This window comes from Mycobacterium sp. H4Y (genome assembly GCF_000364405.1).
Taxonomy (GTDB): Bacteria; Actinomycetota; Actinomycetes; order Mycobacteriales; family Mycobacteriaceae; genus Mycobacterium; species Mycobacterium intracellulare.
In genome coordinates, this window is record NZ_AKIG01000003.1 from 358,590 (window position 1) to 383,617 (window position 25,028).

The 25,028-nt window shown below is 69.1% G+C and carries 20 protein-coding genes; all 20 read right to left on the minus strand.

Annotated features, from left to right (window positions below):
- Positions 1-7: 7 nt before the first annotated feature.
- The gene (locus tag W7U_RS22575; protein ID WP_008263039.1) at positions 8-667 is read right to left on the minus strand and encodes a Crp/Fnr family transcriptional regulator; all 660 of its coding nucleotides are present in this window, start codon (positions 665-667) and stop codon (positions 8-10) included.
- 7 nt (positions 668-674) lie between these two features.
- Positions 675-1,133, minus strand: a complete 459-nt coding sequence (locus tag W7U_RS22580; RefSeq protein ID WP_008263040.1) for an FHA domain-containing protein — start codon at positions 1,131-1,133, stop codon at positions 675-677.
- Between the two features lie 18 nt (positions 1,134-1,151).
- Complete coding sequence (locus W7U_RS22585) at positions 1,152-1,667, minus strand: hypothetical protein (RefSeq protein ID WP_008263050.1); 516 nt, start codon at positions 1,665-1,667, stop codon at positions 1,152-1,154.
- 183 nt (positions 1,668-1,850) lie between these two features.
- Positions 1,851-5,060, minus strand: a complete 3,210-nt coding sequence (gene embB / locus W7U_RS22590; protein ID WP_036429752.1) for an arabinosyltransferase EmbB — start codon at positions 5,058-5,060, stop codon at positions 1,851-1,853.
- Complete coding sequence (locus tag W7U_RS22595; RefSeq protein ID WP_036429754.1) at positions 5,057-8,383, minus strand: arabinosyltransferase domain-containing protein; 3,327 nt, start codon at positions 8,381-8,383, stop codon at positions 5,057-5,059. Before W7U_RS22595 ends, embB begins: the two co-directional genes overlap by 4 nt.
- A 63-nt stretch (positions 8,384-8,446) precedes the next feature.
- Positions 8,447-9,070, minus strand: coding sequence for a maleylpyruvate isomerase family mycothiol-dependent enzyme (locus W7U_RS22600; RefSeq protein WP_008263058.1), 624 nt, complete (start codon positions 9,068-9,070; stop codon positions 8,447-8,449).
- Complete coding sequence (locus W7U_RS22605; RefSeq protein WP_008263060.1) at positions 9,067-9,555, minus strand: SRPBCC family protein; 489 nt, start codon at positions 9,553-9,555, stop codon at positions 9,067-9,069. The genes W7U_RS22600 and W7U_RS22605 overlap by 4 nt, the downstream gene beginning before the upstream one ends.
- Positions 9,552-9,875: a metalloregulator ArsR/SmtB family transcription factor gene (locus W7U_RS22610; protein WP_008263061.1), complete on the minus strand. Its 324-nt coding sequence runs from the start codon at positions 9,873-9,875 to the stop codon at positions 9,552-9,554. The genes W7U_RS22605 and W7U_RS22610 overlap by 4 nt, the downstream gene beginning before the upstream one ends.
- 58 nt (positions 9,876-9,933) lie before the next feature.
- On the minus strand, positions 9,934-13,212 hold the full coding sequence (locus W7U_RS22615; protein WP_085976417.1) for an arabinosyltransferase domain-containing protein: 3,279 nt from the start codon (positions 13,210-13,212) through the stop codon (positions 9,934-9,936).
- 6 nt (positions 13,213-13,218) lie between these two features.
- Positions 13,219-15,099 (minus strand): galactan 5-O-arabinofuranosyltransferase, encoded by a 1,881-nt coding sequence (locus W7U_RS22620; protein WP_008263063.1) that lies wholly within the window; start codon positions 15,097-15,099, stop codon positions 13,219-13,221.
- Between the two features lie 2 nt (positions 15,100-15,101).
- Positions 15,102-15,866 (minus strand): decaprenylphospho-beta-D-erythro-pentofuranosid-2-ulose 2-reductase, encoded by a 765-nt coding sequence (locus tag W7U_RS22625; protein WP_008263064.1) that lies wholly within the window; start codon positions 15,864-15,866, stop codon positions 15,102-15,104.
- 11 nt (positions 15,867-15,877) lie between these two features.
- Complete coding sequence (locus tag W7U_RS22630; protein ID WP_008263065.1) at positions 15,878-17,260, minus strand: FAD-binding oxidoreductase; 1,383 nt, start codon at positions 17,258-17,260, stop codon at positions 15,878-15,880.
- A 91-nt stretch (positions 17,261-17,351) separates the two neighbouring features.
- Positions 17,352-17,774 carry a GtrA family protein gene (locus W7U_RS22635; RefSeq protein WP_008263066.1) on the minus strand — a complete coding sequence of 141 codons (423 nt, stop codon included), beginning with the start codon at positions 17,772-17,774 and terminating at the stop codon, positions 17,352-17,354.
- A gap of 41 nt (positions 17,775-17,815) precedes the next feature.
- Positions 17,816-18,295: a GreA/GreB family elongation factor gene (locus W7U_RS22640; protein WP_008263067.1), complete on the minus strand. Its 480-nt coding sequence runs from the start codon at positions 18,293-18,295 to the stop codon at positions 17,816-17,818.
- A gap of 91 nt (positions 18,296-18,386) precedes the next feature.
- Positions 18,387-19,847, minus strand: coding sequence for an HNH endonuclease signature motif containing protein (locus tag W7U_RS22645; protein WP_008263069.1), 1,461 nt, complete (start codon positions 19,845-19,847; stop codon positions 18,387-18,389).
- Between the two features lie 42 nt (positions 19,848-19,889).
- Positions 19,890-20,720, minus strand: a complete 831-nt coding sequence (locus W7U_RS22650; protein WP_008263070.1) for an ABC transporter permease — start codon at positions 20,718-20,720, stop codon at positions 19,890-19,892.
- The gene (locus W7U_RS22655; protein WP_008263072.1) at positions 20,717-21,688 is read right to left on the minus strand and encodes a glycosyltransferase family 2 protein; all 972 of its coding nucleotides are present in this window, start codon (positions 21,686-21,688) and stop codon (positions 20,717-20,719) included. Before W7U_RS22655 ends, W7U_RS22650 begins: the two co-directional genes overlap by 4 nt.
- The gene (locus W7U_RS22660; RefSeq protein WP_008263074.1) at positions 21,685-22,482 is read right to left on the minus strand and encodes an ABC transporter ATP-binding protein; all 798 of its coding nucleotides are present in this window, start codon (positions 22,480-22,482) and stop codon (positions 21,685-21,687) included. The genes W7U_RS22655 and W7U_RS22660 overlap by 4 nt, the downstream gene beginning before the upstream one ends.
- Positions 22,483-22,502: 20 nt before the next feature.
- A complete protein-coding gene (locus tag W7U_RS22665; RefSeq protein WP_225323837.1) occupies positions 22,503-22,955 on the minus strand; it encodes a bacterial proteasome activator family protein in 453 nt (150 codons plus the stop codon).
- A gap of 78 nt (positions 22,956-23,033) precedes the next feature.
- Positions 23,034-25,007 (minus strand): DUF6541 family protein, encoded by a 1,974-nt coding sequence (locus tag W7U_RS22670; protein ID WP_008263079.1) that lies wholly within the window; start codon positions 25,005-25,007, stop codon positions 23,034-23,036.
- Between the last annotated feature and the right edge of the window lie 21 nt (positions 25,008-25,028).

Genomic DNA, 25,028 nt, shown 5'->3' on the forward strand with positions numbered 1-25,028 from the left:
ACAGACGCTACGCGCCGAGCCGATCGTCGTGGGGTAGGGCGTAGCGGGTGCCGTCGGCGCCCCCGACGTCTCCGGCGCGTCTTGCCAGCGCGTCGGGGTTGATGATCACAACGGTCTTGCCTCTCAACGAGATCCAGCCGCGTGTCGTGAAGCTGCCCAATGCCTTGTTCACCGACACCCGGTCGGCGCCCACCAGCTGGGCCAGCTCGTCCTGGCTGAGTTCGTGCGCGACCCGCATGGCGCCGCCCTCGCGGGTGCCGAACCGCCTGCCCAGCGCCAGCAGCTGGCGGGCGACGCGGGCGTTGACGTCGCTGGAAACCAGTTCGACGAGTTGTCGTTCGGCGGCCCGCACTCGCCGGGTCAGCGCCCGCAGCAGCTGTTCGGCGAGCGCCGGATCTCGCGCCATCGACGCGCGCAGGGTGGCGCGGTCCAGCCACAGGGCTCGCACCTCGGTGAGCGCCGTGGCGGTGCACGCGCGAGGGGCGGGGTCGAACACCGCCAGCTCGCCGAAGATGTCCGTGGGTCCCAGGATCGCCCGCACGCCGGTGCGGCCCGCGGGGTCGCGGAGGCTGATCGTCACCGTGCCTTCGGCGATCAGATAGATCCGCTCCCCCGGGTCGCCCTGGGCGAAGATCGTTTGGCCGGGCCGGAATTCGCAGGTGTACATCGTCGGATCACGGCGTCTGGGCGGCGAGGAACACCAGCCGGAAATTGCCGATCTGCAGGACGTCGCCGTTGGCCAGCGCCGCGGAGTCGACGGCTTCGCGGTTGCGATAGGTGCCGTTGAGGCTGCCGAGGTCGACGACGCGGAATTCGCCGTTCTCGCTGCGGAATTCGGCATGCCGTCGGCTGACCGTGATGTCGTCGAGGTAGATGTCGCTGGCCGGGTGGCGTCCGGCGGTCATGACGGGCTGGTTCAGGACGAAGTGCGATCCGACGTTGGGTCCCCGTTTGACCACGAGCATGGCCGAGCCGCGCTCCAGCGCCGCCGCCTCGGCCGCCGCCGACGACGTGTCGATCTCCTCGGGGACACCGTCAGCAGGCAACGCGGAGCCCCGGACCGCGGACAGGTCGCCGGTGGCGTCATCGGCCGCGATTCGCTGCTGTCGTGTGTCCCGTTGGGATGCGGACACTTTCGCCTCTCATCTGCCCTACGCCCTCACCGGCACGACGAACTCGGAGGTGTAGAACTCCGCCGGGCTCTGCGCGTGGGCGTTCGGTTGCTCGATGATCACCCACACGCCGGTCGTGCCGGGCCGGATGCTGTCCTGGACGGTCGTGTTCCCGCTGCCCGCCCCGTCGGTGTCCAGGCCGGCGAAGGCGGTCCCGGGGTCGCCGGGCCCGCATGGGGCGGAGGCGGGGCGGGGCACCTGGATCAGTCCCACGTCGAAATGGGTGCCGGGCTCCGGCGGGTTCACCAAATGGACGTCCGCGACCACCCTCGACCCTGCCGTGCGCACGACGGCGTACCCCGTCCCCAGCGAGGGGTGCGGCACCTGCACGGCAAAACTGACCAGGCTGAAATCGCAACGCCGAAGTTTGGCGTCGAAAACGACGGTGGTGCCGGCTCCCTCGGCCCCCGCCGTGCCGATGGCGAATGTCGTGGCCGGCAAAACCAGCACCGTGAGCGCGGCCGCGGGGGTTTTCAGGCGTGTCTGCGTGCGCATCGGGACTACCCCTTCCCGTCGTGTGAACTGGATCACATCGGAATGAGTATTGTCCCGCGATTGGCCGATTCAAACCCTCGCCCAGCAATTACTCAGGCGTTAATTCGGCGCGTTATTCCGCGGAGGAATTGCGGCCGCGGCACGCCATTTAGACACGCCGATAATTGACGCTTTTCGCCGCGGTTACGGCTTGATGCGGATCGGGCCCGGCGACCACCACCCGGTGCGGGTGGCGGTTCCGAGATCGAGCTGCGCGGGATGCGCGTCGGCGATGGTGTCGAATTTGCGCAGCGACCCCCAGTCGCGGCCCCAGTCGTGGGACAGGTACGTCGACATCACGTGGGCCCGCAGCAGCAGGTCGGTGATGCCCAGCAGCCCCCCGTTGGTTCCGTCTTCCCAGGTGTCGGTGTCCATCTTCTTGGCCGTGTAGTCCGGGGTGATGCGGAATTTGGGGATCTCGGTGACGCCGTTGACGTGCAGCATCGGCTGCTGGCAGGGGAAGGCCAACCCGACCGCCCAGTCCATCAGCACCGGCTGCGTCGAGCCGACGTACTCCTGTAGCGAACGCATCTCCGGCACCCGCGGCGGGGTCACCGCGATCCAGTCCTCCGGCGTCAGGGACAGGTCCTCGGCCACCACCCGCACGGCGACCGCGTCCGCCGGCATGTCGGAGCGGGCGAAACGCAGGTTGCGCCAGGCCTTTGGCTGCTCGCCGTTCAGGTCGTAGGGCACCAGCCGTCCGGCGGGCACGATGCCGGCCCCGGTGTCACCCGCGGGCCCGGGCCGCCCGTACTCGAGCACCACTTTCTGGCCGTCGGTGTGGTGGTGCAGCACGCTGTTGCCGTCGATCTTGCCGGCGGCGGACACCACCACGAGCGGATGCCCGGCATCGGGTTTGGGCAACCGGTACCACGCCGAGGTGAGCCTGCTCTGCTGCTGCGCCGCGGTGGTGTAGCTGCCGGCCAGCGGAACCCGATCGGGATCCAGGCCGTAGGGCAGCGGCACCGTCGAGCCGTTGATGCCCGGCGCGCTCAGCTTGGTCGGCGCGTCCCAGTCGTAGTCGGTTCCGGGTTGATTCGGGGTGATCCGAATGGCTTCGGCGACAATGTGTTCGGGCACACCGTTGGGACTGAATCCCACCGGGTGCTCCCCGCCCAGCGGCCCCAGCGGCCCGTAGTTGCCGGGTAGCGGCGCCATGTAGCCGACGTTGCTGTCCGGCTCGACGAGCACGTCGTCGGCCAGGCCGCAGCCCCCGCTGAACTCGCGCAGGTTGTCCCAGGCGTTGGAGTAGGTGGGGTACTGGCGCACGATGCCGGCCACCATCGACGCGATGAACACCAGCGCCATGAATCCCGCCGCGATGGGCACCGGTGCGGCCGTCAGCGCCCGCGCGACCCGGCCCTCCCCGCGGTCGCGGGACGCGAAGTGCAACCAGATCGCGTACAGCACGGCGAGCACGAACAGCGCGAAAAAGATTGTGCTGACCGAGATTCCGCCGATCTTCGGCATGGTGCTGTTGAACGGGACGCCGTAGCTGGAGACGTACCACCAGCCGTTGGTGGTGGCGAAGCACAGCGCCATCAGGAACAGTACCGCCGCCAGGAACGCCATCCTGTTGCGCGACCACCGCAGCACCGCCGGCGAGACCAGCACCGTGGTCAGCGCGGCCATCGCCGCCCCCACGGCGGCGAACAGGCCGAAGTGGTGCACCCACTTGGTGGGCGTGAACATCAGGAAGAACATGGTGCCGAAGATGACGCCCATCAGCCGCCACGCCGGGCCGCGGGCCACACCCGGAACCCGCTTGCGCCGCAACATGATGAACACGGCGGTGAACAGGCACAGCGCGGTGATCAGGAACCCGAACCGGCGCGACAGCGAACCGTCGACGGTGGGCAGGATCAGGTAGTAGTAGCGCAGGTTCTCGGTGTACCACGCCTGGCTCGGCCCGATCGCGGTCCGAATCCTGGTGGCTTCCAACACCGCTCGCAGCGTCTGGTCGGCGAACACCACGGTCAGGATGACCGTGCCGGCGGCCAGCATGGGCGCCACCAGCGGCCACGTGCCCACCAGGCGATGACGGCGGACCAGGATGCGCAGGATCGGGCGGCCACCGGCGACCAAGGCGGCCACGGCGATCAGGCCGGTGGGCTGCACACCGAGCGTGAAGGCGGCGGTGATGACCGCCAGCGCCGCGGGAGTCAGCCGGCTGTACCGCATGGAACGTTCGATCAGCACGTAGGTGACCAGCGAACCGAGCGCGATGATCGGCTCGGGGCGCAGACCGTTGTCGAACGGCATCCACGCCGTCAGCAACACCATGCCCGCCGCCCAGTTCGCCGGCTTGCTGGCGGCCACCGCGGGCCCCAGCCGGGGCAGCACCTCGCGAGACAGCAACAGCCAGCACACGATTCCGGCGAACAGGTCCGGCAGTCGCATCCACAGGCTGGCGTCGCTGACGTGGGTCATCAGCGCCAGCAGGTTGTAGTACCAGCCGAAGGGGTCCTCGGGGCTGCCGAACCAGCGGAAGTAGTTCGACATGTAGCCGGCGCGATCGGCCACCCGCGCCATGCCGAGGATGTAGCCGTCGTCGGACGAGTTCGCCCCGATCACGTGCCAGAGCACGAACCCGAAGATCACCGCGACATCGGCGAGGGTGAACGTGCGCCAATTCGCCGGAATGAGCCGGCGCATCCGCCGCCCGTCCAGCTGGTCGAGTCGCCACAACGCGACCAGCGCAACCATGGTCGCCACGATCGCCAACACCATCGCGACCAGTTTCAAAGTGGTTGGGGTGGTGGAGAACCGGGTGTCGATGGTCGCCGACAGCTTCAAGCCGGCCGGGGCCGGACCGGTCAGGTCGGTGAACACACCGACGATCTGTGGACGCAGGTTCGGGTCGGGGAATCCGCCGCCGATCGGTTTGCCCGCCGAATCATTGAGCCCGACAAAGGTGGCGAACGTGCCGGCCTTCGTCGAGGTGATCTCGATGCGCTGGCACTGTGGCGACATCGCCTGGTCCCGAGACACGCTGGCGATCACCACATTGCGGTCGGTGACGTCGACGCGCTTGCCGTTGACGACGACGAACAGCGCGTTGAGCGCGGCGTCCTTGCCCTTCTTGGGCCCGGTGCTCACCACCACCCCGCCCTCCGGCGGCAGATCGCGCACCAGCGAGCAGGGAACGGTGGCGGTCATGTCGACCGGGGTCAGCGAAATCAACGGTGCCGTAACGCTATTCAGCTGTCCGTTCTGGGGCCAGTTCAGCGTCGCGGTCGTCTGCACGACGGGCAGCAGCGGGGTGGCGACGGACAGCACGAACCCGATCAGGCCGGCGATGGTCGCCACCCAACGCGTCGTTCGCACGTCGTCGCGCATGCTCGTCGCGCTCATGGCAACGCCCGAATCGGTCCCTGCCGGCTCCAGCCGTGCACTGTCATCACACCCTGTTCGATCGCGGCGTCCGGCGCCAAATCAGCCGGCACCAACCGGAAGTACTGCTCCACGGATCCCCAGTCGCGATACCAATCGCCGCGCAGATACGTCGAGATCGTCGACGTGCGCAGCAGCGCCTGCAGGAACAGGAAGGGCCCGCCGGCCTCGCTGGACTGCCACAGGTTCGACGACGCCGCTGTCTGCTTGCGGTCCGGAAGGATGCGGTACCCCGGAAGTTCGGCAACGCCAAGGTGTTCGGAGAACGGCCGCTGGCACGGGAAGTTGGCGGCGGTCGCGATGTCCATCAGCACCGGCGTCTGCGACCCGACCAGTTGCTGCAGGGTTTCCAGCACCGGCACCCGCGGCGGCGTGAACGCGAACCACTGCTCGGAGCTCAGGTTCGGGTCGTAGGCGACGATGCGCGCCGCGTTCGCCTCCGGCGGCGCCCACGCCAGCGGGAAACGCAGGTTGCGCCACGCCGGCTGCGGGCCGATGTCGATCGGCTGCACCTCGGCCAGCGGCTGGGTGGTGCCGTCCGGGCGGGTGACGCCCCATTGCAGCTTCAGCGATTGCCCGTAGGTGAAGGTGCCGTCCTCCTTGTAGGACCAGATCGCGCCGGCGGCGGAGACGACCACCAGGGGCCGGGCGGGCGTGCGCGCGGGCAGCTGGTACCAGGCCGAGGTGGCGGTGGCGGCCAGCGTGTTCTCGCCGTAGCTGCCCATCACCGGGGTGCGGGCCGGGTCCAGCCCGAACGGCAGCGCCGCGTGGGAGCCGTTGACCCCGACCGGGCCCTTGCCGCCGGCGGTTCCCGCCGAGTCGCTGTAGGCGACGTTCGGCTTGTTCGGGGAGGCGTCGGAGTTGACCAGTCCCGGCTTGGTCACCACCGGGTCGGATTGCAGGTCCTCGCCCACGCCTTCGGGTTTGAAGCCCACCGGATTGACGCCCCCGAGCGGTCCGTCGGGCCCGAAGGTCTGGCCCGGTGCCGGGGCCAGCATGCCCGCGTTGGGGTCGGGCTCGGCCAGCACGTCGTCGGCCATGGCGCAGCTGGTGGCGGACAGGCCCGAAGTGATCGCGGCGAGGTTGGCCTTGCCGGTGGTGTAGAGCGGGTAGCGGAACACCGCGCCCTTGGTCAGCGAGGCGACCTCGCCGACGACCATGATGGTCGCGACCACCAGCAGCGGGGTCGACGCCAGGACGCGGTTGCGCCGGTTGTCCTTGACCTCGGTGTGGCCGGCGTAGTCCATCCGGAAGTGCTGCCAGGCGGCCAGCAGTCCGGTGATGATCGACAACGTCAGGAACATCGACGTCACCGGGTGGCTGGCGACGACCGGTTGGATGTCGTACCACGGCACCCCGTAGTTGCCGACGTAGAACCAGCCATTGATGCCGGACGTGGCCCACGCCAGCACGAACAGCAGCGCGGTGACGTACAGGGTCAGGTTGCGGCGGTTGTGCAGGCCGATCCGCGAGCAGGCGAACGCGGTGACCGCGCCCAGCGCCCCGGCCAGCCCCGCGAAGGCACCGAACTGGATCGCCCACTTCGTCGGGGTGAACGTGACGAGCAGCAGGCCGATCGCGGTGGTGCCGATCAGCCGCCAGGCCGGGCCGCTGGCCACGCCGGGAACGTGGCCGCGGCGCAGCAGGATGACGAGCATCCCGAACAGGCACAGCAGCAGGATCAGCACCGCGAACCGCCGCGCCATCGATCCGTCGGGATTGGACTCGACCGTGAGGAAGTAGTAGCGCAGCCAGTCCTGGTACCAGGCGATCGTCGGCCCGACCTTGTATTTGATGCGGGCGGACTCCAGCACCGTGGCCAGCGTCTGGCTGCGGAACACCACCACGAGGATCACCGAGAGCGACGCGCCCAGCACCGCCAGCGGCGCCAGCAGCCCGTCGGTTGCCCGGCGACGCCGGATCGTCTGCGCGACGGCCCGCGCCCCGGTCAGCAGCGCGGCCACGGCGATCAGACCCTGCGGCGCCAGCATCGCGCTCAGCAGCGCCACGATGATGGCCACCGCGGCCGGGGCGAGCCGTCGCAGGGCGATCGCGCGTTCGACCAGCATCCAGGTGACCAGGACGCCGAGGGCGATCAGCGGTTCGGGCCGCAGCCCGTTGTTGAACGGCAGCCAGGCCGCGACGAACACCGCGCCCGCGGTGAAGACCGCGACGCGGTTGGCCGCCAGTCCACCCCTGCCGGGGCCCAGCCGGCGCAGCATCCAATGGCCGATGATCAGCCAGCAGCCGATCCCGGCCAGCGTGGCGGGCAGCCGCATCCAGACGCCCGCCGTGCTCACCGAGGCGAGCTTGGACAGCACCCCGAGATACCAGTCGAAGGGGGCGTCGGTGGTGCCGAAGTAGCGGTAGTAGTTGGCGACGTAACCGGCGCGCGGAGCGACGCGGGCGATGGTCAGGTTGTAGCCGTCGTCCGATGTGGTGGCGCCAATGATGTGCCACAGCAACAGGGTTGCGATCACCCCGGCGTCGGCGATCCACGTCGCCAGCCCGACGCGCCGCCAGTTCGCCAGGTGCGTGCCGGGCCGGTACCGGGACAGCCAGGCGATGGGGGAGCGCCAGTTGAGCAGCGTGCCGCCGCCCCGGCTGCGGCGGTCCAGCACCGCGAGCGCCACGATGGCCGTCAGCACGGACAGGACGCCCAGCGCCATCACGATCTTCTTGACCGCGGTGGGCGCGGTGATGAATCGGGTGTCGATGTCGACCCGGGCCGAAAGCCCCGGCCCCGCGGGCACCTTCAGGTCGGTGAAGATCCCGCCGACCTGAGGCTTCTTCTCGGCCGGCAGGACCCCGGTGGCGCCGGGTATGCCGACGAACTCGGCGCCGGCCGCCCCGACGCCGGCCCAGGCGTGCAGCACGCTGCAGCCCCCGGCGGCGATGGCCGAGCGCTGCGCCACCGCCGCGACGGTGTCGCGGAACGCCACGACGACGACGTCCTTGTTCGCGCGCACGAACAGCCCGTTCTTCCCGGCGTCCATCCCGCCGGGCGGCAGCGTCGAGACCACCAAACCCCCGCTGGCGGGCAGGGTCGCGATGTCCGGGCAGGGAATGGAGATGTCCAGCGCGCGGGGCGCCCCCGACACCAGGGGCGCGGTGATCTGGCTGACGTGCCCGTCCACCGTGCCCTGCGGCCACAGCACCGTCGCGGTGGTCTGTTTCGCCGGAAGCACCGGGACGAGGAGGCACAACAACAGCCCCGCGATTCCCGCGACCGCGGCCACCGATCGTGGGATGCGCTGCGATCGCTCATTACGGTCGTGGGGCACGAGGTCGATCGTAAGCGACGCGGCTTTGTGCCATCGGGACGCGGGGCCGGGCAGCGGGCGCTGCTATCCGCCGAGCCGGGCCGCCAGGGTCGCGTGCCCGGGACCGTCGAGGTCGGCGAGCGCGGCCGGGCGCCCGGACATCGCCATGAGCAGCGCCTCGCCGGGGCCGGTCACCTCGGGCCCGTCGCCGTGCGTCCACTCGAGGTCGGTGGCGCGCAGGCGCAGGCGCCTGATTCGCCGTCCCGCGCCGATCCTGGGGTTGCCGGGCACCAGGGAGAGGACCCGTTCCAGGCGGTCGGGCGGGACCTCGCGCGGCCGGTCCAGCGCGCGGCGGATGTCCTGGTGATGGATCGTGCCGTCGACGAGGGCGATCATTCCGCCGAAACCCGCTGTCAATCCGCGTGGTTCGAGGTGGTTGCGCAGAAACTCCAGCAATTGTTGCGGGGTCAGGTGCGAGAATTCATCGACGCCCACCTGGTTGGCCCGCACCACCAGGCCCTTCGCGAATCGCTTCACCAGCCCCAGGGTGCCGAGCTCCTCGTAGCTGATCACATGCGCGACAACGTCTTTCACGCTCCACCGCGCGCACAGGCTGGGCGCCTCCCAGTCCCGCGGCGCCAGGGTGGCCAAAAAGTCCGCCAGGTCGGCCCGTTCGGCGCGGGCCATGGGCATCAGGTCGGCGGTCATCGCGGGTCACCGCCGCTCAGCAGGTCGGCGTAGCGGGCCAGGTAGAGCGGCCATCCCGCGTCGCCGTCGACCCCGTCGGCCACCGAGGGCCAGCCCGGCCCGTGGCGGTCGAGCTGGCGGTGTTCGAGGTCCACCCGGGTGCGTCGGTCGGGCTGGGCGGTGAAGCGGACGTCGACCTCGCTGGTTTTGGCCGGGTCGGCTTCCAGCTGCCAGGTCGGGCCGATGTCCCAGCTGAACACCACGCGATGCGGCGGCTCGTAGACCAGGATCCGCGCCCACCGGCACACGCTTCCGTCGACGCCGCGGTCGTAGATGTGGCCGCCGACGCGGGGCTCGAACACGGTCTCGGCGATGGGGACCGCCAAGAGATTGTGCTCGCGTGGCTTGAACGCGCCGAACTGCTGCGTGAAGACGGTGAACGCGCGCTCGATGGGGGCGTTGACGACGACGTGGTGGGTGACGTTGGGCGTCCGCTGGGATGTCATGTCGATCCTTCGTTGGTCTCGTCGATGGTCCGCGCATAGCCGGCGAGCGCCTGGGTCCAGAACCGGTCGAGGTCGGCGCGGAGCGCCTCGAGGCCGGTGGGGTCGAGCTGATAGACGCGACGGGTTCCCGCGGCCCGGTCGCGCACCAGCCCGGCGGACTTGAGCACCTTGAGGTGTTGCGACACGGCGGGTCTGCTGACCGGCAGGTCGCGCGCCAACTCACCGACCGCCGACGGGCCGTGCGCGAGCCGTTCCACGATGGCCCGCCGCGTCCCGTCCGCCAACGCCAGCCACGCGTCAGCGGTTTGGTAAGTGGTCACGAACCGTAAGCATAGGCTTACGGATATCCGCGTTCAAGGGTCGCGCCCGCGACGGCGCCTACGTCTTGCGCAGCGGCGCCGGGTTCCACAGACCGCTGCGCGTCGCCGTTCCCAGCAGTAGGTCGGCGGGTTGCGCGCCGGGGTAATACGGCGTCAGCCGCTGCAGCGAGCCCCAGTCGCGGGACCAGTCGTCCTTGAGATAGGTGGCCATCGTGGTGGCTTTCACCAGGAGTTCGGTGACGCCCAGCGGGCCGCCGCCGTTGTTGTCCATCACGGGCGAGTTGGCCTCGGCGCCGAACCGGTCGGGCAGGATGCGCCACTTCGGTGTCTCGTCGACGCCGTTCTGATGGCCGAACGGTCGCTGACACGGGAAGGCCAGCCCGACGAGCCAGTCCAGGAACACCGGGTCGGCGGAGCCCACCACGTCCTGCAGCGTGCGCAGCCGCGGAATGCGCGGCGGTGTCAGGGCGATCCAGTGCTGCGGCGCCAGGTCCTCGTCGTCGGCGACCAATCGAATCTGGGTGGCGGAGTCGGGGATCGCCGACAGCGCCAGGCGCAGGTTGCGCCAGGCCGGGGACGCGCCCACGTCGGCGAATTGGAACGAGCCGCCGGGGTGCCCGCCCGCCGCCTGCGCGTCGGTGGCCCACTGCACCTGGACCTCGCGGGGGTCGAAACGCCCGGCCGCGCTCACCACCAGCAGCGGGCCCGCCTCGTCGCGCGCGGGCAGGCGATACCACCCGGACCGCAGGTGCGCGGGAATCTGGATGCCCGAGCGCCAGCTGCCGAGCACCGGGGTGCGCGCGGGGTCGAGGTTGAAGGGCAGCTGGGCCGACGATCCGTTGATCCCCGGCGCGGGGGTGGTGCCGCCCTCGGTTCCCGCCTGGTTGCTGCCGGTCTTCTCCTCGTCGTTGACGAAGCTGCGGTCACCCGGCCGTTCCATCACCGGGTCGGCGCGGACGTCGGCGGGAATTCCGTTGGGCGTGAAGGCTTCCGACAGGCCGGCGCCGAGGGCGTCCGCCGCCGAGGCGCCCACCGGCGAGAGCATGCCCGCGTTCGGGTCCTGCTCCACCAGAACGTCCTCGGCCAGCCCGCACGTCTTGCCGGTCAGCGCCTGCAGGTTGGAGCGGCCGACGGACCAGGCCGGATACTGGTCGGTCATCGCCAGGGTCAGCGACGCCACCTCGAACACCACCAGCACCCACGTCGCAATTGCCAACGGGGACTGGATGATTCCCGCCACGCGTGCGCCCAGACGGGTCTTGGGTGGCCCGTTCTCGGGGGCGACGAAGTGGAACCACGCCGCCGCCAGCAGCACCACCACGGTCAGCCCGAGCAGGGCGGTGGCGAACGCGTAATGCCATGCCGGGAACGCATTCGACCAGGGCACACCGAAATTCGAGACGTACCACCAGCCGTTGACGCTGGCGAACGACAGCGCCACCAGGAACAGCACCACGGCGGCGTACACGGTGCGGTTGCGCCGTGACCGCATGGCCACCGCGGTCACCGCGACCGCGGCGAGCGCGCCCAGCGGCCCGGCGAGCCCGGCGAACACGCCGAAGTGGTGGGTCCACTTGGTGGGGGTGAACATCATCGCGACGAACGAGATGATGGTGATCCCGACGATGCGGCGGCTCGGCCCAGCGGCGGTGCCCGGAATTCGGCCCTTGCGCAACGACATTGCGACCGTGACCCCGAGCGCGAGCACCAGCGCCAGCACGGCGAAGCGGCGGGCGACCGACCCGTCGGGGCTGGCCATGAACAGCCGCTCGTAGCGGATGTGTTCGTCGAACCAACTGAGGCTGGGGCCGACGGCGCGCTTGAGCATGGTGGCCTGGACCTCGCCGGCCAGCGTCTGGTCGCGGAAGATCAGGATGGCGGTGACGGTGACCGCGGCCAGCAACGGCAGCGCCAGCGGCAGCGCGCCGAACCGGGTGATCCTGCGGTGCAGGATGGTGCGCAGCGGCCCGATGGCGACCAGCAGGGCGCCGATCGAGGCGATGCCCGTCGGCCCGGAAAAGAGGGTCAGCGCGCCGATGATGCACGCGATCGCCACCGGCAGCAGCCGGCTGGTGGCCACCGCGCGCTCCACCGAACACCACGTCAGCAGGATGCCCAGGGCGATGATCGGCTCGGGGCGCAGCCCGTTGTCGAGCGGGAGCCAGACCGCCAGGAACGTGCCCGCCGCGGTCCAGGCCGCCGCGCGGTTCTGCTTGACCGCATGGCCGAGGCGGGGCATGACCTCCCGGCTGATCACCCACCAGCACGTCAGCGCCATCACCAGGGTCGGCAACCGCATCCAGATGCTGGTGGTGCTCACGTGGGCCCACAGCGCCAGCAGGTCGTAGTACCAGCCGAACGGTGCCTCGGGCGTGCCGAACCAGCGGTAGTAGTTGGCCATGTAGCCGGCGTGCTCGGACACCCGGGCCATGGTCAGGATGTAGCCGTCGTCGGAGGTGTTGGCGCCGACGAAATGCCACCACACCAGCACCGCGATCACCAGGGCGTCCAGCGCGCCGATGGACCACCAGCGCGCGGGTAGGAAGCGGCGGTGCCGGGTTCCGTCGGCGGTGTCGAGCCGGTGCAGCGCGACCAGGGAGGCGGCGGTCAGCACCAGCCCCAGGATCATCGCCGCCATCTTCAGCGGGGTGGGGCTGCTGCTGTAGCGGGTGTCGACGGTCGCCGAGAAGCTCAGCCCGGGCGGGGTCGGCCCGCTGAGATCGGTGAAGACGCCGACGATCTGAGGCCGGAAGTCGTAGCCGCTCTTCTCCCCCCGCAGCGGCGAGCCGGGATGCTCGGAATTGGGTCCCTGGGTCAGGCCGACGAACTCGGCGGTCACCCGGTCGGCGTGCGCGGTGAACGTCAGCCGCTGGCAGGCCGGGCCGAGCACCTGGCTCAGCGGGGCGCTCACCACCGGGACGTTGCGCACCACCAGCACCAGCTCGTCGTTGGCCCGCACGATCAGCAGGCCCCGGTCGACCGCCTTGGGCGCCTGCTTGGGCACCGTCGACAGCAACACCGTCTTGCCGGCGTTACCCCCGCCGGTCAGCCCGGCGGCGGCCTGACACGGGACGGTGATGTTCAAATCGGTGGCCACGTAACCGATCAGGGGCGCCTCGACGCTGCCGAAGGTGCCGTTCTGTGGCCAGTTCAGCTGGGCGGTGGTCTGGTCGACCGGCAGCAGCGGGGTGGCGATCGCCAGCAGCACGCCGAGCAGCCCGGCGACGGAAGCAACCAGCCGGGCGATCCGGTGATTGGTTTCCGTGGCTGACACGGTGCTAGATGCTAGTTCTTCCGCGGTGTGCGGCCCCGTTTGAGGCGTGGTCTCGGTGCTCATCGGTGGTTACGCCCCCGGTTTGCGGATGGCCAGCACGAAGGGGCCGACGCTGCGGACGTCGAAGCGCGGGCTGTCGAACAGGGCGCCGCGCAGATCGACGGTGTAGCGGCGCACGTTGGGCTGGTTGGGGTAGACGTCCTCGGCCAGCCGCAGGGTGTAGTTGCCGTTAGCACCGCGGCGCATCAAAAAGACCGTCGGAGGTGGCCAGGGGCAGGCATCCAGGGCGTGGATCAGCTCGTCGGCGGTCTTGAGTTTGGACCACTTGTCGATCTGCGCGGCCCGCAGGTCGAATTGCGCGAGCGGGTTGGCGTAGTGCGAGGTGAGCCCCTGGAATCCCCAGTAGGGGTAGAACGACAGGAAGCTGTAATCGGCCGTCATCACCACGGTCTGGTCGCGCGGCTTGCCGGTCACCTGCGTGATGTCGTGATCGATTGTCGCATAGAACTTTTCGGCGCTGGGCGGCCGCCGGTCGCCGCGCTGCCCGTTGCCGTCGGTGTCGGTGTAGGCGATGGTGAGGTCGGGGCGTAGCACGTCGGGGATGTCCTGGCTGAACGCGATCGCGGCGGTTAGGCCGATGGCGCCGGCCACCGGGACGATCGCGCGGCCGCGCGGCTTGAGGGCCAGCGTCGCCTCGAGGAAACCGAAGGCCCCGGCGGCCACCAGCAGCACGCTCAGCGTCGGCTGCAGCCGGAACGACAACAGAGTGACGCGCGCCAGCGTGGTGAGCATCGACAACAGCGACCACAGGTAGATCGCCACCACGCCGATGGCCAGCGCACCGGCCCGCACCGAGGAGCGCGCCCGCACCACCAGCCACAGGGTGCCGATCATGGCGACCACACCGAGCAGCGTGAACTGCAGCATCGGGAAGGTGAGCTCGGCCCCGTCGGCCGGCAGGTAGTGGGCGGCGCCCCCGGTGTTGCTGATCGGACTGCGCGCCGCTCGCACCAGGAACGGCAACCAGGTCGTGCAGCCGATCACCACGGCGATGCCGGCGATGACCGCCAGGCGTCGCAGCGGATCGAGCGCGGCCTTCACGCCGTCCCGGTGCCACCGCACCCCGGCCAGCCACAGCGCCATCAGCCCGATCGCGAACGCGCTGAACCCGAACAGCAGCGTGTACCAGGTGGCCGTCCACCCCAGGAAAATCCCTGCGCCGATCACCGCGCCCCAGCCCGCGCGCCGGCCCGCGTCCGGACGGTCCGCGGCCCGCAGCCCCGACCAGGTCAGCACCAGCACCGGCGGCAACAGCACGGTGATCATTGCCGAGTAGGGCTCGGGCGAGCCGTACGCCAGCGTGACCGCGGCCGTCGCGGCGGTGACGATCAGCGCGTACTCGAACCGGACCATCCGCCACCACAGCACCAGCGCGACCGCGACCGCGACGGCGATCGAGGTGATGGCCCACGGTTTGAAGACCTCCCACGCCGGCGTCCCGGACAGCGCCGCCGCGCGCCCGCCGATCCAGAACCAGCCGGGCGGGTAGAACGGCGGCAGCCCAAGGTAGGTCATGTCGCGCAGGGCGGGGCTGTCGGCGAGCCGGGTGACGTATTCGGTGCGGAACTGCTGGTCGACGGAGATGCCGAACAGATACAGCTTGGTGGCCCCCAGCGGCATGCCCAGGGTGACGACAGTGAACGCGGACACGAACACCAGCCCGCCCAGCTGGGCGATCAGCCGGTGCCCGCGCCGCCACACCCATCCGGTGGCGACCAGGCCGGCCAGGCAGCCGACCTGCCCGACGGTGGTCAGCGCGTGCAGTTGGTTGGACGACGGAAAGGCCGGCCACTGCACGCCAGAGATGGCGATCAGCGACACCACCGCGACGGCCACCGCAACCAGCGCCGCCAAGGCCATCTGGCCGAGGGTGGCCAGCGCGTTGCGCATGATCAGATTGGCAGCTTGCGGAAGATGGGACGCGGGACGTGTCGCAACACCATCATCACGTAACGGAATGCTGCTGGTGCCCAAACCAATTCCTTACCCTTTGCGGCCGCGGTGACCGCGAGGTTGGCGACGTACTCCTTGTCGACGGTCAGCGGCGCTTCCTTGACGTGCGCGCTCATCCGGGTACGCACCTGGCCGGGGCGAATCACCAGGACACGAACCCCGAACTCGCGCAACGCTTCTCCTAGCCCCAGGTAGAAGCCGTCCAGGCCCGCCTTGGTGGAGCCGTAGACGAAGTTGGACCGTCGCACCCGCTCACCGGCCGCCGAACTCATCGCGATGATCTGGCCGAAGCCCTGCGCCCGCATCTTCTCGGCTAACAGCACGCCCACCGAAACCGCTGCGGTGTAGTTGATTTCGGCGGCCAGCACGGCCTTGTGCTGGTTTTGCCACAGCTCCTCGGCGTCACCGAGGATGCCGAAGGCGACGATGGCCACATCGACATCACCGTTGGCGAACGCCTGATCGATCATCTTCGGGTGGGTGTCGGGGTCGGTGGCCTCGAAATCGATCAGCTCCACCGACCGCGCGCCGGCGGCCTTCATCTGCGCCACGGCGGCGTCGCGGCCCGGGTCGTTGGGCATGGCGGCCAGCACGATTCGCGCGTGCGCGTTCTGCAGGTAGCGCTCGCAAATGGCCAGCCCGATCTCGGAGGTGCCGCCGAGCAGCAGGATCGTCTGCGGATTCCCCACGGCGTCTAAAACCATTGGCGCACCATCTAGAGCAGCTCCAAACGTCGGGCCATGTCCGAGGCGAACACCCGTAAGGGGTCGACCTTGCGGCGTACCGCGATCCATTCGTCGATGCGCGGATACATGGCGTGGAAGGTTTCTGCGCTGACACGGGAGTCCTTGGCGGTGTAGACCCGTCCGCCGAATTCCAGTGCGCGCCGGTCGAGTTCGTTGAGGAACTCGTTGATCCCGGGCTTGTTGGGGAAGTCCATCGCGACGTTCCAACCGGCCATCGGGAAACTCAGTGGTGCGCGGTTGCCCGGGCCGAAAAGCTTGAACACGTTCAGCGCCGAGTAGTGGCCCGTGGTTTGGATCCAGCGGATGATGTCCTTGAATTCGTCCATCGCGTTCGGCGGGACCAGGAACTGATGCTGGGCGAAACCCCTTGGGCCGTAGGCGTTATTCCAGCCGCTGACCAGATCCAGCATGTGGTAGAACTGCGACAGGTTCTGGATCTTGCCCGAGTAGGTTCCGCCCAGCCGGTAATACGTCTCGCCGATGGCCATGAACGACAGCTTGTTCATCGCGCTCACCGGAAACACGTTCGGCACCGTCAGCAGCTGCGGCGCATCGAATTTCAGCGGGTTCTTGGCGAGCTTCTTCGGCAATTGGTCCAGCTTCGCCAGGCTGCCGCGGCTGACCGCGGCCCGGCCGAGCTTCGGGGGCGGACTGATCAGGTCGAACCACGCGCTGGAGTAGGTGTAGTTGGCTTCGCTGCCGTCCAGGTGCACGGCCACCGTCTCGTCGAGATCCTTGGTGGCCACGCCGTCGGCGATGAAATAGGCCGTCTCCGTGGGCGTCATGGCGATGGTGGCGCGCAGCACGATCCCGGTCAGGCCGTTGCCCCCGACGGTGGCCCAGAACAGCTCGGCGTCGTCGCCGTCGGGGGTGATGGTGCGCACGGAGCCGTCGGCCATGAGCAGGTCCATCGACCGCACGTGGTTGCCGAAGCTGCCCGCGCTGTGATGGTTCTTGCCGTGGATGTCGCAGGCGATCGCCCCGCCGACGGTGACCTGGCGGGTGCCCGGCAGCACCGGGACCCAGAGCCCGAACGGCAGCGCCGCCTTCATCAATTGGTCCAGGCTGACCCCGGCGTCGACATCGACCAGCCGGGTGTCGGCGCTGATCCAGTGAATGCGGTTGAGCGCGGTCATGTCGATCACCAGGCCGCCGCCGTTTTGCGCGTTGTCGCCGTAGGAGCGGCCCAGCCCGCGGGCGATCACGCCCCGGCCGCCCGAGCCGGCCGCCCGGGCCACCGCCTTGGCGATCACCTCCGGATCACGGGTGGACAGCACCTGGGCCACCGACGGTGCGGTGCGCCCAAAGCCCATCAGCCGGGTGGGCTTGGTCACGGGATCGGTGCTCGACATCGTCAAAGAGGGTACCGCCTGCTCCGGCGGCGATGCGGGACGCAGGCGCCCCGCTGAGGAGGCGGGCGATCCGGGCTGGGCCGGAGGCGGCTCAGTGGATGCGGAAGATCACGGCCCGCTGCACGACGAAGTTGATCACCGTCGCGGTGCCCTGCGCGATCACGAACGCGACAGGGATCGCCCACGCTTGGTAGTGCAGAAACGCCAGGCACAGGTGGTTCAGCCCGACCTGCACGGCGAAGGTGATGGCGTAGAGGACCATGACCGCGACGAACCGGGCGGTGCTGGGGGGCGCCTGGAAGGTCCACCGGCGGTTGATCAGGTAGGCGGTGATGGTGCCGACGATGAAGCTGATGGACTTGGCCACGTCGACCTGTACGTGCGCCGCTTTGAACAGCAGCACGTAGAGCCCGAAGTCCACGATCCCCGCCAGGCCGCCGGTGACGACGAAGCGCGTGACCTGTGTCGTCAGACTCAGGCGCGCCGGCGCGGCCGGGGACTCGGGGGGAAGCATTGGGGGAGTCTAACGGGACCGCCGGGCACCGGCGGGCAGCGTCAGCGGGGCAGTTTGACCGCGATCAACTCGACCTGGTTCTCGCCCTGGGGCGTCGAGTACGTCACCGTGTCGCCCGGCTTGCGCCCGGCCAGGGCCTGGGCCAGCGGGCTGCGCGCGGTCAGCGTCTCGGCCTCCCGGCCGACGGGCGTCTCCTCGACGATCGAGATCACGTGCATGGTGACCACTTCGCCGTCGGCGAACCGCAGTGTCACCTCGGTGCCGCCGGGCAGCGTCGCCGAGGAGTCGGAGTCCGGCGGCCCGGCCCGCAGACGCCGGTCCAGTTCGTTGATCCGGTCGGAAAGCACCACGAGTTCGTCGGCGCGCTGGATCGCCTCGGCCGCGTCGCCGTGATCGCCCACCATCCCGCGGTCGTTCTTGACTTCGGCCTCGAGGCGGTCGCGCCGCTGCCGCAGCCGGTCCAGCTCGGCTTCGAGGTTGTTCCGCGCGGCGTCCGCTGCCGATGGGGCTTTCTTGCTCACGTCCGTGGACCTTTCGCCCGGTGTGCTCAGGTGGCGTACCAGTGTGACACCACGATGAGCGACCCGCCACCATCTGCGGGAGAACCGGACATCAGAAGGGCGGCGGGTCGTTGTTGTGGGGCGCCGACCGCTCGGCGTGACGCGCTGCCTCGGCGCTGAAGCGGGCCTCGTTGATGCCGCGCTCCCAGCGGACCCGGGCGGCGCGATCCTCGGCGCGGGTTCGCTGCCGGACGGGCATCATGACCCCCCGGTTCTGCGAGGGTGCGGGCGCGACGGCCGGCAGTGACAGCGTCCCGGTCGGGACCGCCAGCGCCGGAAAGTACAGGCTGCCACCAGGTTTGGTGATGTACGTATGTCCCGTCGGCGACGTCCACACCACGGTGCCGTCGGGCAGCTGGCGATCCCGCCAGCCGTCGGGGCCCGTATAGAACGTCTTGAGCAGGTGATGGTGGCGGCAGAGCAGCTTGAGGTTGGACGGATGGGTGGGGCCGAGCGGAAACGGCACCGTGTGGTCGATGTCGCAGACGTCGGCCGGGGCGTCGCAGCCGGGGAATCGGCATGTCAGGTCGCGGAAGCGGACGAATTCGGCCAGCGCGGTCGACGGCCGGTACCCGGGCTCCGCCCGGTCCGGCGGCGGCGAGAGCGGCTTGGTCTTCGCGACACCAGCCAACTCGCGCAGCGAGCCCGTCGGCAACGGACCGAACCCCGGCAGCAGCGCCGGCGCGCGCGCCTCGCCGCCGACCGCGGCCGGCTCGGCCAGCACATGGACCACGACATTGGTTCCCGGGGGCCGCTGCGCCGCAGGGCAATCCGGGCAGCCACAGTCGCAGCGCAAGACCGTCTGCCCGGCGGCCATCGCGCCCATCGCATCGGCGCGACGCTGGGCCTTGGTGCGGGAATCGTTCCGGCACACCGAATCGGCCAACGCGTCGAGCGCGCGGTCCACCGCGGCGGCATCGGTGGGACGCACCCTCGCCGAGATCTCGGCCAGCCCCGGGCTGATGGGCCCGATCTCGACACGGCGATCTTGACTGCGCATCCCCGGCACGCGCACCCCTGCGGGATCGATGCGCGCCACCCACATGTCAATGCGCTCGGCCATTTTCGGCCCCGACAGCCGCATCCATTTCGGCGCGTGCCGGGCGACCGCGGCGTCTAGCCGGGCGATCAACTCGGGGTCCTCGATCAGCTCGGTGCGGTACACCACCGCCGCCATCAACCGGAAATCGATGTGGCCCTGGGCGAAGACCTCAGCGACCCGGGGCAGCCGCTCGCGCAACGCGATCGCATAGTGCAAGCGCCCGGACGCGCGGCCCCGACTGATGCCCAGCGCGGCCGCCACCTCGGCGACCACGTTCTCGTGTCCGTCGACCGCCCAATTGAAACGGTCGGCGTCGTCGTCCGGCGCCCGACGCGCATACAGCTCGCCGATCGCCGCCAACTCGCGCGCGCAGTGCGCGTTCTGCGCCCGGGCCGCCGCGGTGACGCGGTCCAGCACACCGGCGTCGTCGACGCCCTGAAACGCCAGGTCACGCGGCACTGCTTCGAACATACGTTCGATGATAGCGCCGCCCTGTGACAAGTCAGGGAAACGCTAAACCCAGTAGGGCACCCGGGCGCGGTACTGGCGCATCGCGAAGGCCGCGAACACCCAACCGACGGCCGTCAACACCAGCACCACGGCCCAGTGCCGCAGCTCCTGGTGCGCCCCGAGTAGCGGCGCGCGAACGATGTCGAGGTAGTGCAGCAGCGGGTTGAGTTCGACGATGCGGGACCACCGCCCGGCGCCCTGCTGGCGCAAGGTGTCGTCGTTCCAGATGATCGGCGTCATGAAGAACAGCAACTGCACGACGGAGAACAGCAGCGGACCGATGTCGCGGTAGCGGGTCGCGAGGATGCCGAAACACAGTGACACCCAAATGCAATTGAGCACGATCAGCGCCAGCGCCGGGAGCACCGCGAGGTCGGCCCACGACCATGGCTTGGGATAGATCATCGCGATCACCGCGTAGATGACGATGTTGTGCGCGAACAGGATGACCTGCCGCCACACCAGTCGGTAGACATGCACGCTCAGCGGGGTGGGCAGCTGCTTGATCAACCCCTCGTTGGCGACGAACACGTCGGCGCCCTCCAGGATGGCGGCGTTGATCAGGTTCCAGATGATCAGGCCCAGCGTCACGTACGGCAGATGCACGGACAGCTCGAGGTGAAACAGCTTGGAGTACAGGCCACCCATGGCCACGGCGGTGGTGCCCGTCGCGATGGTGATCCAGAACGGCCCCAGCACCGAGCGCCGGTAACGCTGCTTGATGTCCTGCCAGCCCAGATGCAGCCAGAGCTCGTGACGACGGAAACCGTCGACCAGGTCGCGGCGGGCCCGGGTGAATGTCCGCGACTGCGCCGCCGCGTCAAGGAACGTCATCGGGCTCCTCCCGGTCTGGATGGTGGCGACCCGCTTCGCCCGGCTCCGCCGCGCTCGCGATCCCCACTAGGCCGCCCGAACTGTTCACGACGCCCCAAGCGCCGCAACCGGATCCACTCGGCCAGGCCACGGGGGTCGCGACGGGTCACCAGAAAGAACCAGCCGAACCGGACCCATTCCTGAACCACCAGCTTGCGCAGCCCCGGCTGTGACTGCAGGTAGCCGCGGTTGCGGTAGGTGAAGAACCGCTTGGTGGGGTTGTCGGGATATTGGGTGTGCATCCGGCCGCCGAGAATCGGGCGGAACTCGTCGGATCCGCACGGGTGCAGGTAGACCGCGTCCAGGCAGGTTCCGAACGGCAGGCCGGAACGCACCAGCCGCCGGTGTATTTCGACCTCGTCGCCCCGGATGAACAGCCGCAGATCCGGGACACCGACCGATTCCAGCGTGGCCGCCCGGAACAGCGCGCCGTTGAACAACGACGCGATGCCGCGCAACAGGTCCTGCCCAGTTTCGGTGCGCAATTCGCTTGCGCGCCTGCGCCATACCAGGCCGCGGCGCAACGGAAACGCCAACCGCTCGGCATCGTCCATGTTGCACACCATGGGTGACACCTCGGCCAGGCCGTGCTTGTCCGCGCACGCCAGCAGGGTGGCAAGGACATGCGAATCCTGCGGGCGCCCGTCGTCGTCGGCCAGCCACACCCAATCGGCGCCCAGGGCCAACGCGTGCAGCATGCCCAACGCGAAACCGCCGGCTCCGCCGAGGTTGCGTCGCGATCCCAGATAGGTCGTCGGAATGGGTTTTCCCGCAACCAGTTCGCGGACACGGCCGTCACCGGAGAAATCGTTGTCCACGACGATGAGGTGGTCGGGCAGCCGCGTTTGCGTGCTCAGCACATCGAGGGACTTGGCCAGCTCGTCGGGGCGCCGGTGGGTGACGACGACGGCGACGACGGTGTCGCTCATGGCTGTCCGGCCGTCTCGGCCAGCACCTCGCGCACGTGCCGGGCCGCATCCTCCCCCTCGTACGCCCGCACGACGTCCTCGATGCCGCCGGTCATGCGGATCACACCGTGGTCGATCCACATCGCCGTCTTGCACAGCCGGGCCAGGAATTCGTTGGAGTGGCTGGCGAACACCAGGATTCCGGACCGCTCCACCAGCCCCTGCAACCGCGACTGCGCCTTCTTCATGAAGTCGGCGTCCACCGCGCCCAATCCCTCGTCGAGCAACAGGATCTCGGGATCGATGCTGGTGACCACGCCCATCGCCAGCCGGACCCGCATGCCGGTGGAATACGTGCGCAGCGGCATCGACAGGTAGTCACCCAGCTCGGTGAACTCGGCGATCTCGTCGACCTTGGACTGCATCTGCTTTCGGGTCTGCCCGAGGAACAGGCCGCGGATGATGATGTTCTCGTAGCCGGAGATCTCGGGGTCCATCCCGACGCCGAGATCGAAGATCGGCGCTACCCGCCCGGTGACCTGCGCCCAGCCCCGGGTGGGCTCATAGATGCCCGAAAGTAGGCGCAGCAGAGTCGATTTCCCCGCTCCATTGTGGCCGACCAGGCCGACCCGGTCGCCCAGCTCGAGGGACATGGTGATGTCCCGCAACGCTTCGACGACGACCACGTTGGAGTTGTTGCGTCCGATCGTGCCGCCCGCCTTGCCCAAGAAGGCCTTCTTCAACGAACGCGACTTGGCGTCGAAGATGGGAAATTCGACCCACGCGTTGTGCGTCTTGATGTGAGGACCCGACACCGTGAACTACTCGAGGTCGCTTACAGGTACTGGCCGTGCCCGGGCGCGCCGCCCGCCTTGCCGACGCCCGGGGGGAGCGCGCCCTGGCGCATCTTTTCCAGCTGGGCGCGGGCGGCCATCTGCTGGGCGAACAGCGCGGTCTGGATGCCGTGGAACAGCCCCTCCAGCCAGCCCACCAACTGCGCTTGGGCGATGCGCAATTCGGCGTCCGACGGCGCGGCGTCCTCGTTGAAGGGCAGGGTGAGGCGGTCGAGTTCCTCACGCAGTTCCGGCGCCAGGCCCTCTTCCAGTTCCCGGATGCTGGTGGCGTGGATCTCACGCAGCCGGTTGCGGCTGGCGTCATCCAGCGGCGCTGCGCGCACTTCCTCGAGCAGTTGCTTGATCATGGTCCCGATCCGCATCACCTTTGCCGGCTGCTCGACCAGATCGGTCAGGGAGCGCTCGTCGGAGTCATCGTCGGTGATCGCCATCATCCGCGGGTCGACGCCGCCGATGATTTCGACGTCGTCGTCATCGTTGCGGGTACTCAAAACTTCACCATCCTTCGTGGACTATGGGTGTGGCGTCGTGCCGCTTGGTCGCCATTCATAAATTCGGGCGCCGCCATTGTCGTAGATCAACGCCCACGACTTCGACTTATCCAATGACACTAGTCCGTCGGGTACGGCGAACCCCCGGACAGTCGGCGCACTCGTGTAGATGTACCGGATATTTAGCGCCTTGATCGCTTCGAGGACCCTCGGATCGGAATCGCCCCGCCGCGCCGAGGTCCAGAAGATGTAGCGGTTGGGACCGGGCCCCATCTGTTGCGGGTAGTCGTAGTGCGTCCAGAGCGGGTGCAGATCGGCGACGGCGTACATCCACGCGGTACCGTCGGTGTTGGCGTTGCCGATCAGGGTCTCGCGGGCCCCGGGGAGCTTGGCCAGATACGCCATGGCCATCAGATCGCGTTGGTCGATCATCACCGAGTCGTATTTGTCGCCGAACAACCACAGGTGCCGATAGAGGTAGTGGCGCGCGCTGAGCACCGTGGTCGCCACCAGCAGCACCGCGGTGACCGACACCCAGACCGGGGCGGGCAGCGGTTTGAACCGGTCCGACAGCCGTCGGGCCCCGGCCACGACGCCGATCACGATCGCGAACAACGCGATGCCGGCCATCGGCTCCAGCAGCAGGGTGGTGGCGGCCGCGATCCGGCGCGGATCCTTGTAGAAGAACTCGCCGAACATCCCGGCCACCGCGCCGACGGGGCCACCGATCGGATTTCCTGCGTCGACGTTCACCACGATCAGCAGCAGCCACAGGGCCAGCGGCCACCAGATCCGCTTGACCAGCAGGATGACACCGCCGATGGCGGCCAGCGCGATCAGCCCGTATTGGACCGGGAAGTCGTTGAGGTGGCGGGAGTGCTGGAAGACGGCGTCGAACAGCCCCCGCTTCTTGCTGAGGTAGGTGAGGAACGAGTGCCCGGCGATGATGTCTTCCTGTTCCTGCACGCTGATGAACTGCGGCAACAGGATCAACCCCGACACCACCGCGACGCACGCCAGGGCCGCCACATCGGCCAGCCTGCCGCGCACGGGACGCCACAGCGCATCCAGGAGCCACCAGGCCAGCAGCAACAGCAGCACGATCACACCGCCGGTGATGTGCACCGACATGACACCCACCAGCGCCAGCACGGCCGCGGGGATGCGGTCGCGGTGCCGCAACGTGGAGGTGATCAGCACGAACGCCGGCACCGCGGCGCCGTAGGCGGCCAGGTTGGGCATCGCGGCGACGGCGAACTCGACATAGGGGACCGCCGTGAACGACGCGGCCAGCGTGGCTGCGGTCGCCGCGGCCCCCGCGCTGCGCCATTCGTCCCAGGTCGGGCGCAGCACCCGCCAGGTGAGCATCGCCGCGCCGGTCGGAAACAGCCACACCGATGCGGCGACCGAGCTCAACGTGTAGCCCGTGGTCGGCGCCGCCCCGGTCAGCTGGCAGAACACCGCGGTCAGCGCGTGGAACACCGACGGGTAATACAGCGTGTGGTGCGTCTCGACGTTGCGCAGCTCGCCCATGTGGGTGGAGGACGCCTGGCCGGTGTCGAGGATGAACCGCACCTCGTTGGCGTGCCACACCGCATCCCAGGTGCTCGGGATGGTCTGCCAATGACCGTCCAGGCCGCGGTAGGCGGCCCACATGATGAGCAGGGCCCCCAGCGCCACCCCGGCCGCCACCGTGATCGCCGGCCAGCGGCCGATCCTGCGGGTCTCGGCGTCGCGGTCGCGGTAGCGGCCGAGCAGCAGTTGGAAACCGGTCATCACCAGGCACATGACGACCAACGCGGCCAGCGCGGTCCAGCCGTTCCACGGTATTCCGATGGCACCAAACGGAATAATGGCGAGCGCAACCACGCCGTAGGTCAGCGCCGGGCCCACCGCAACAGCGACCGGCCAAGACAACTGACTGATACGTGCGATGATCGCCCCGGGCGCTATCAGCAAAAACAATGCAATGAGCGTTCCGAACCAGAGCCCCACTCGACTAGTATGGCTGGCCGG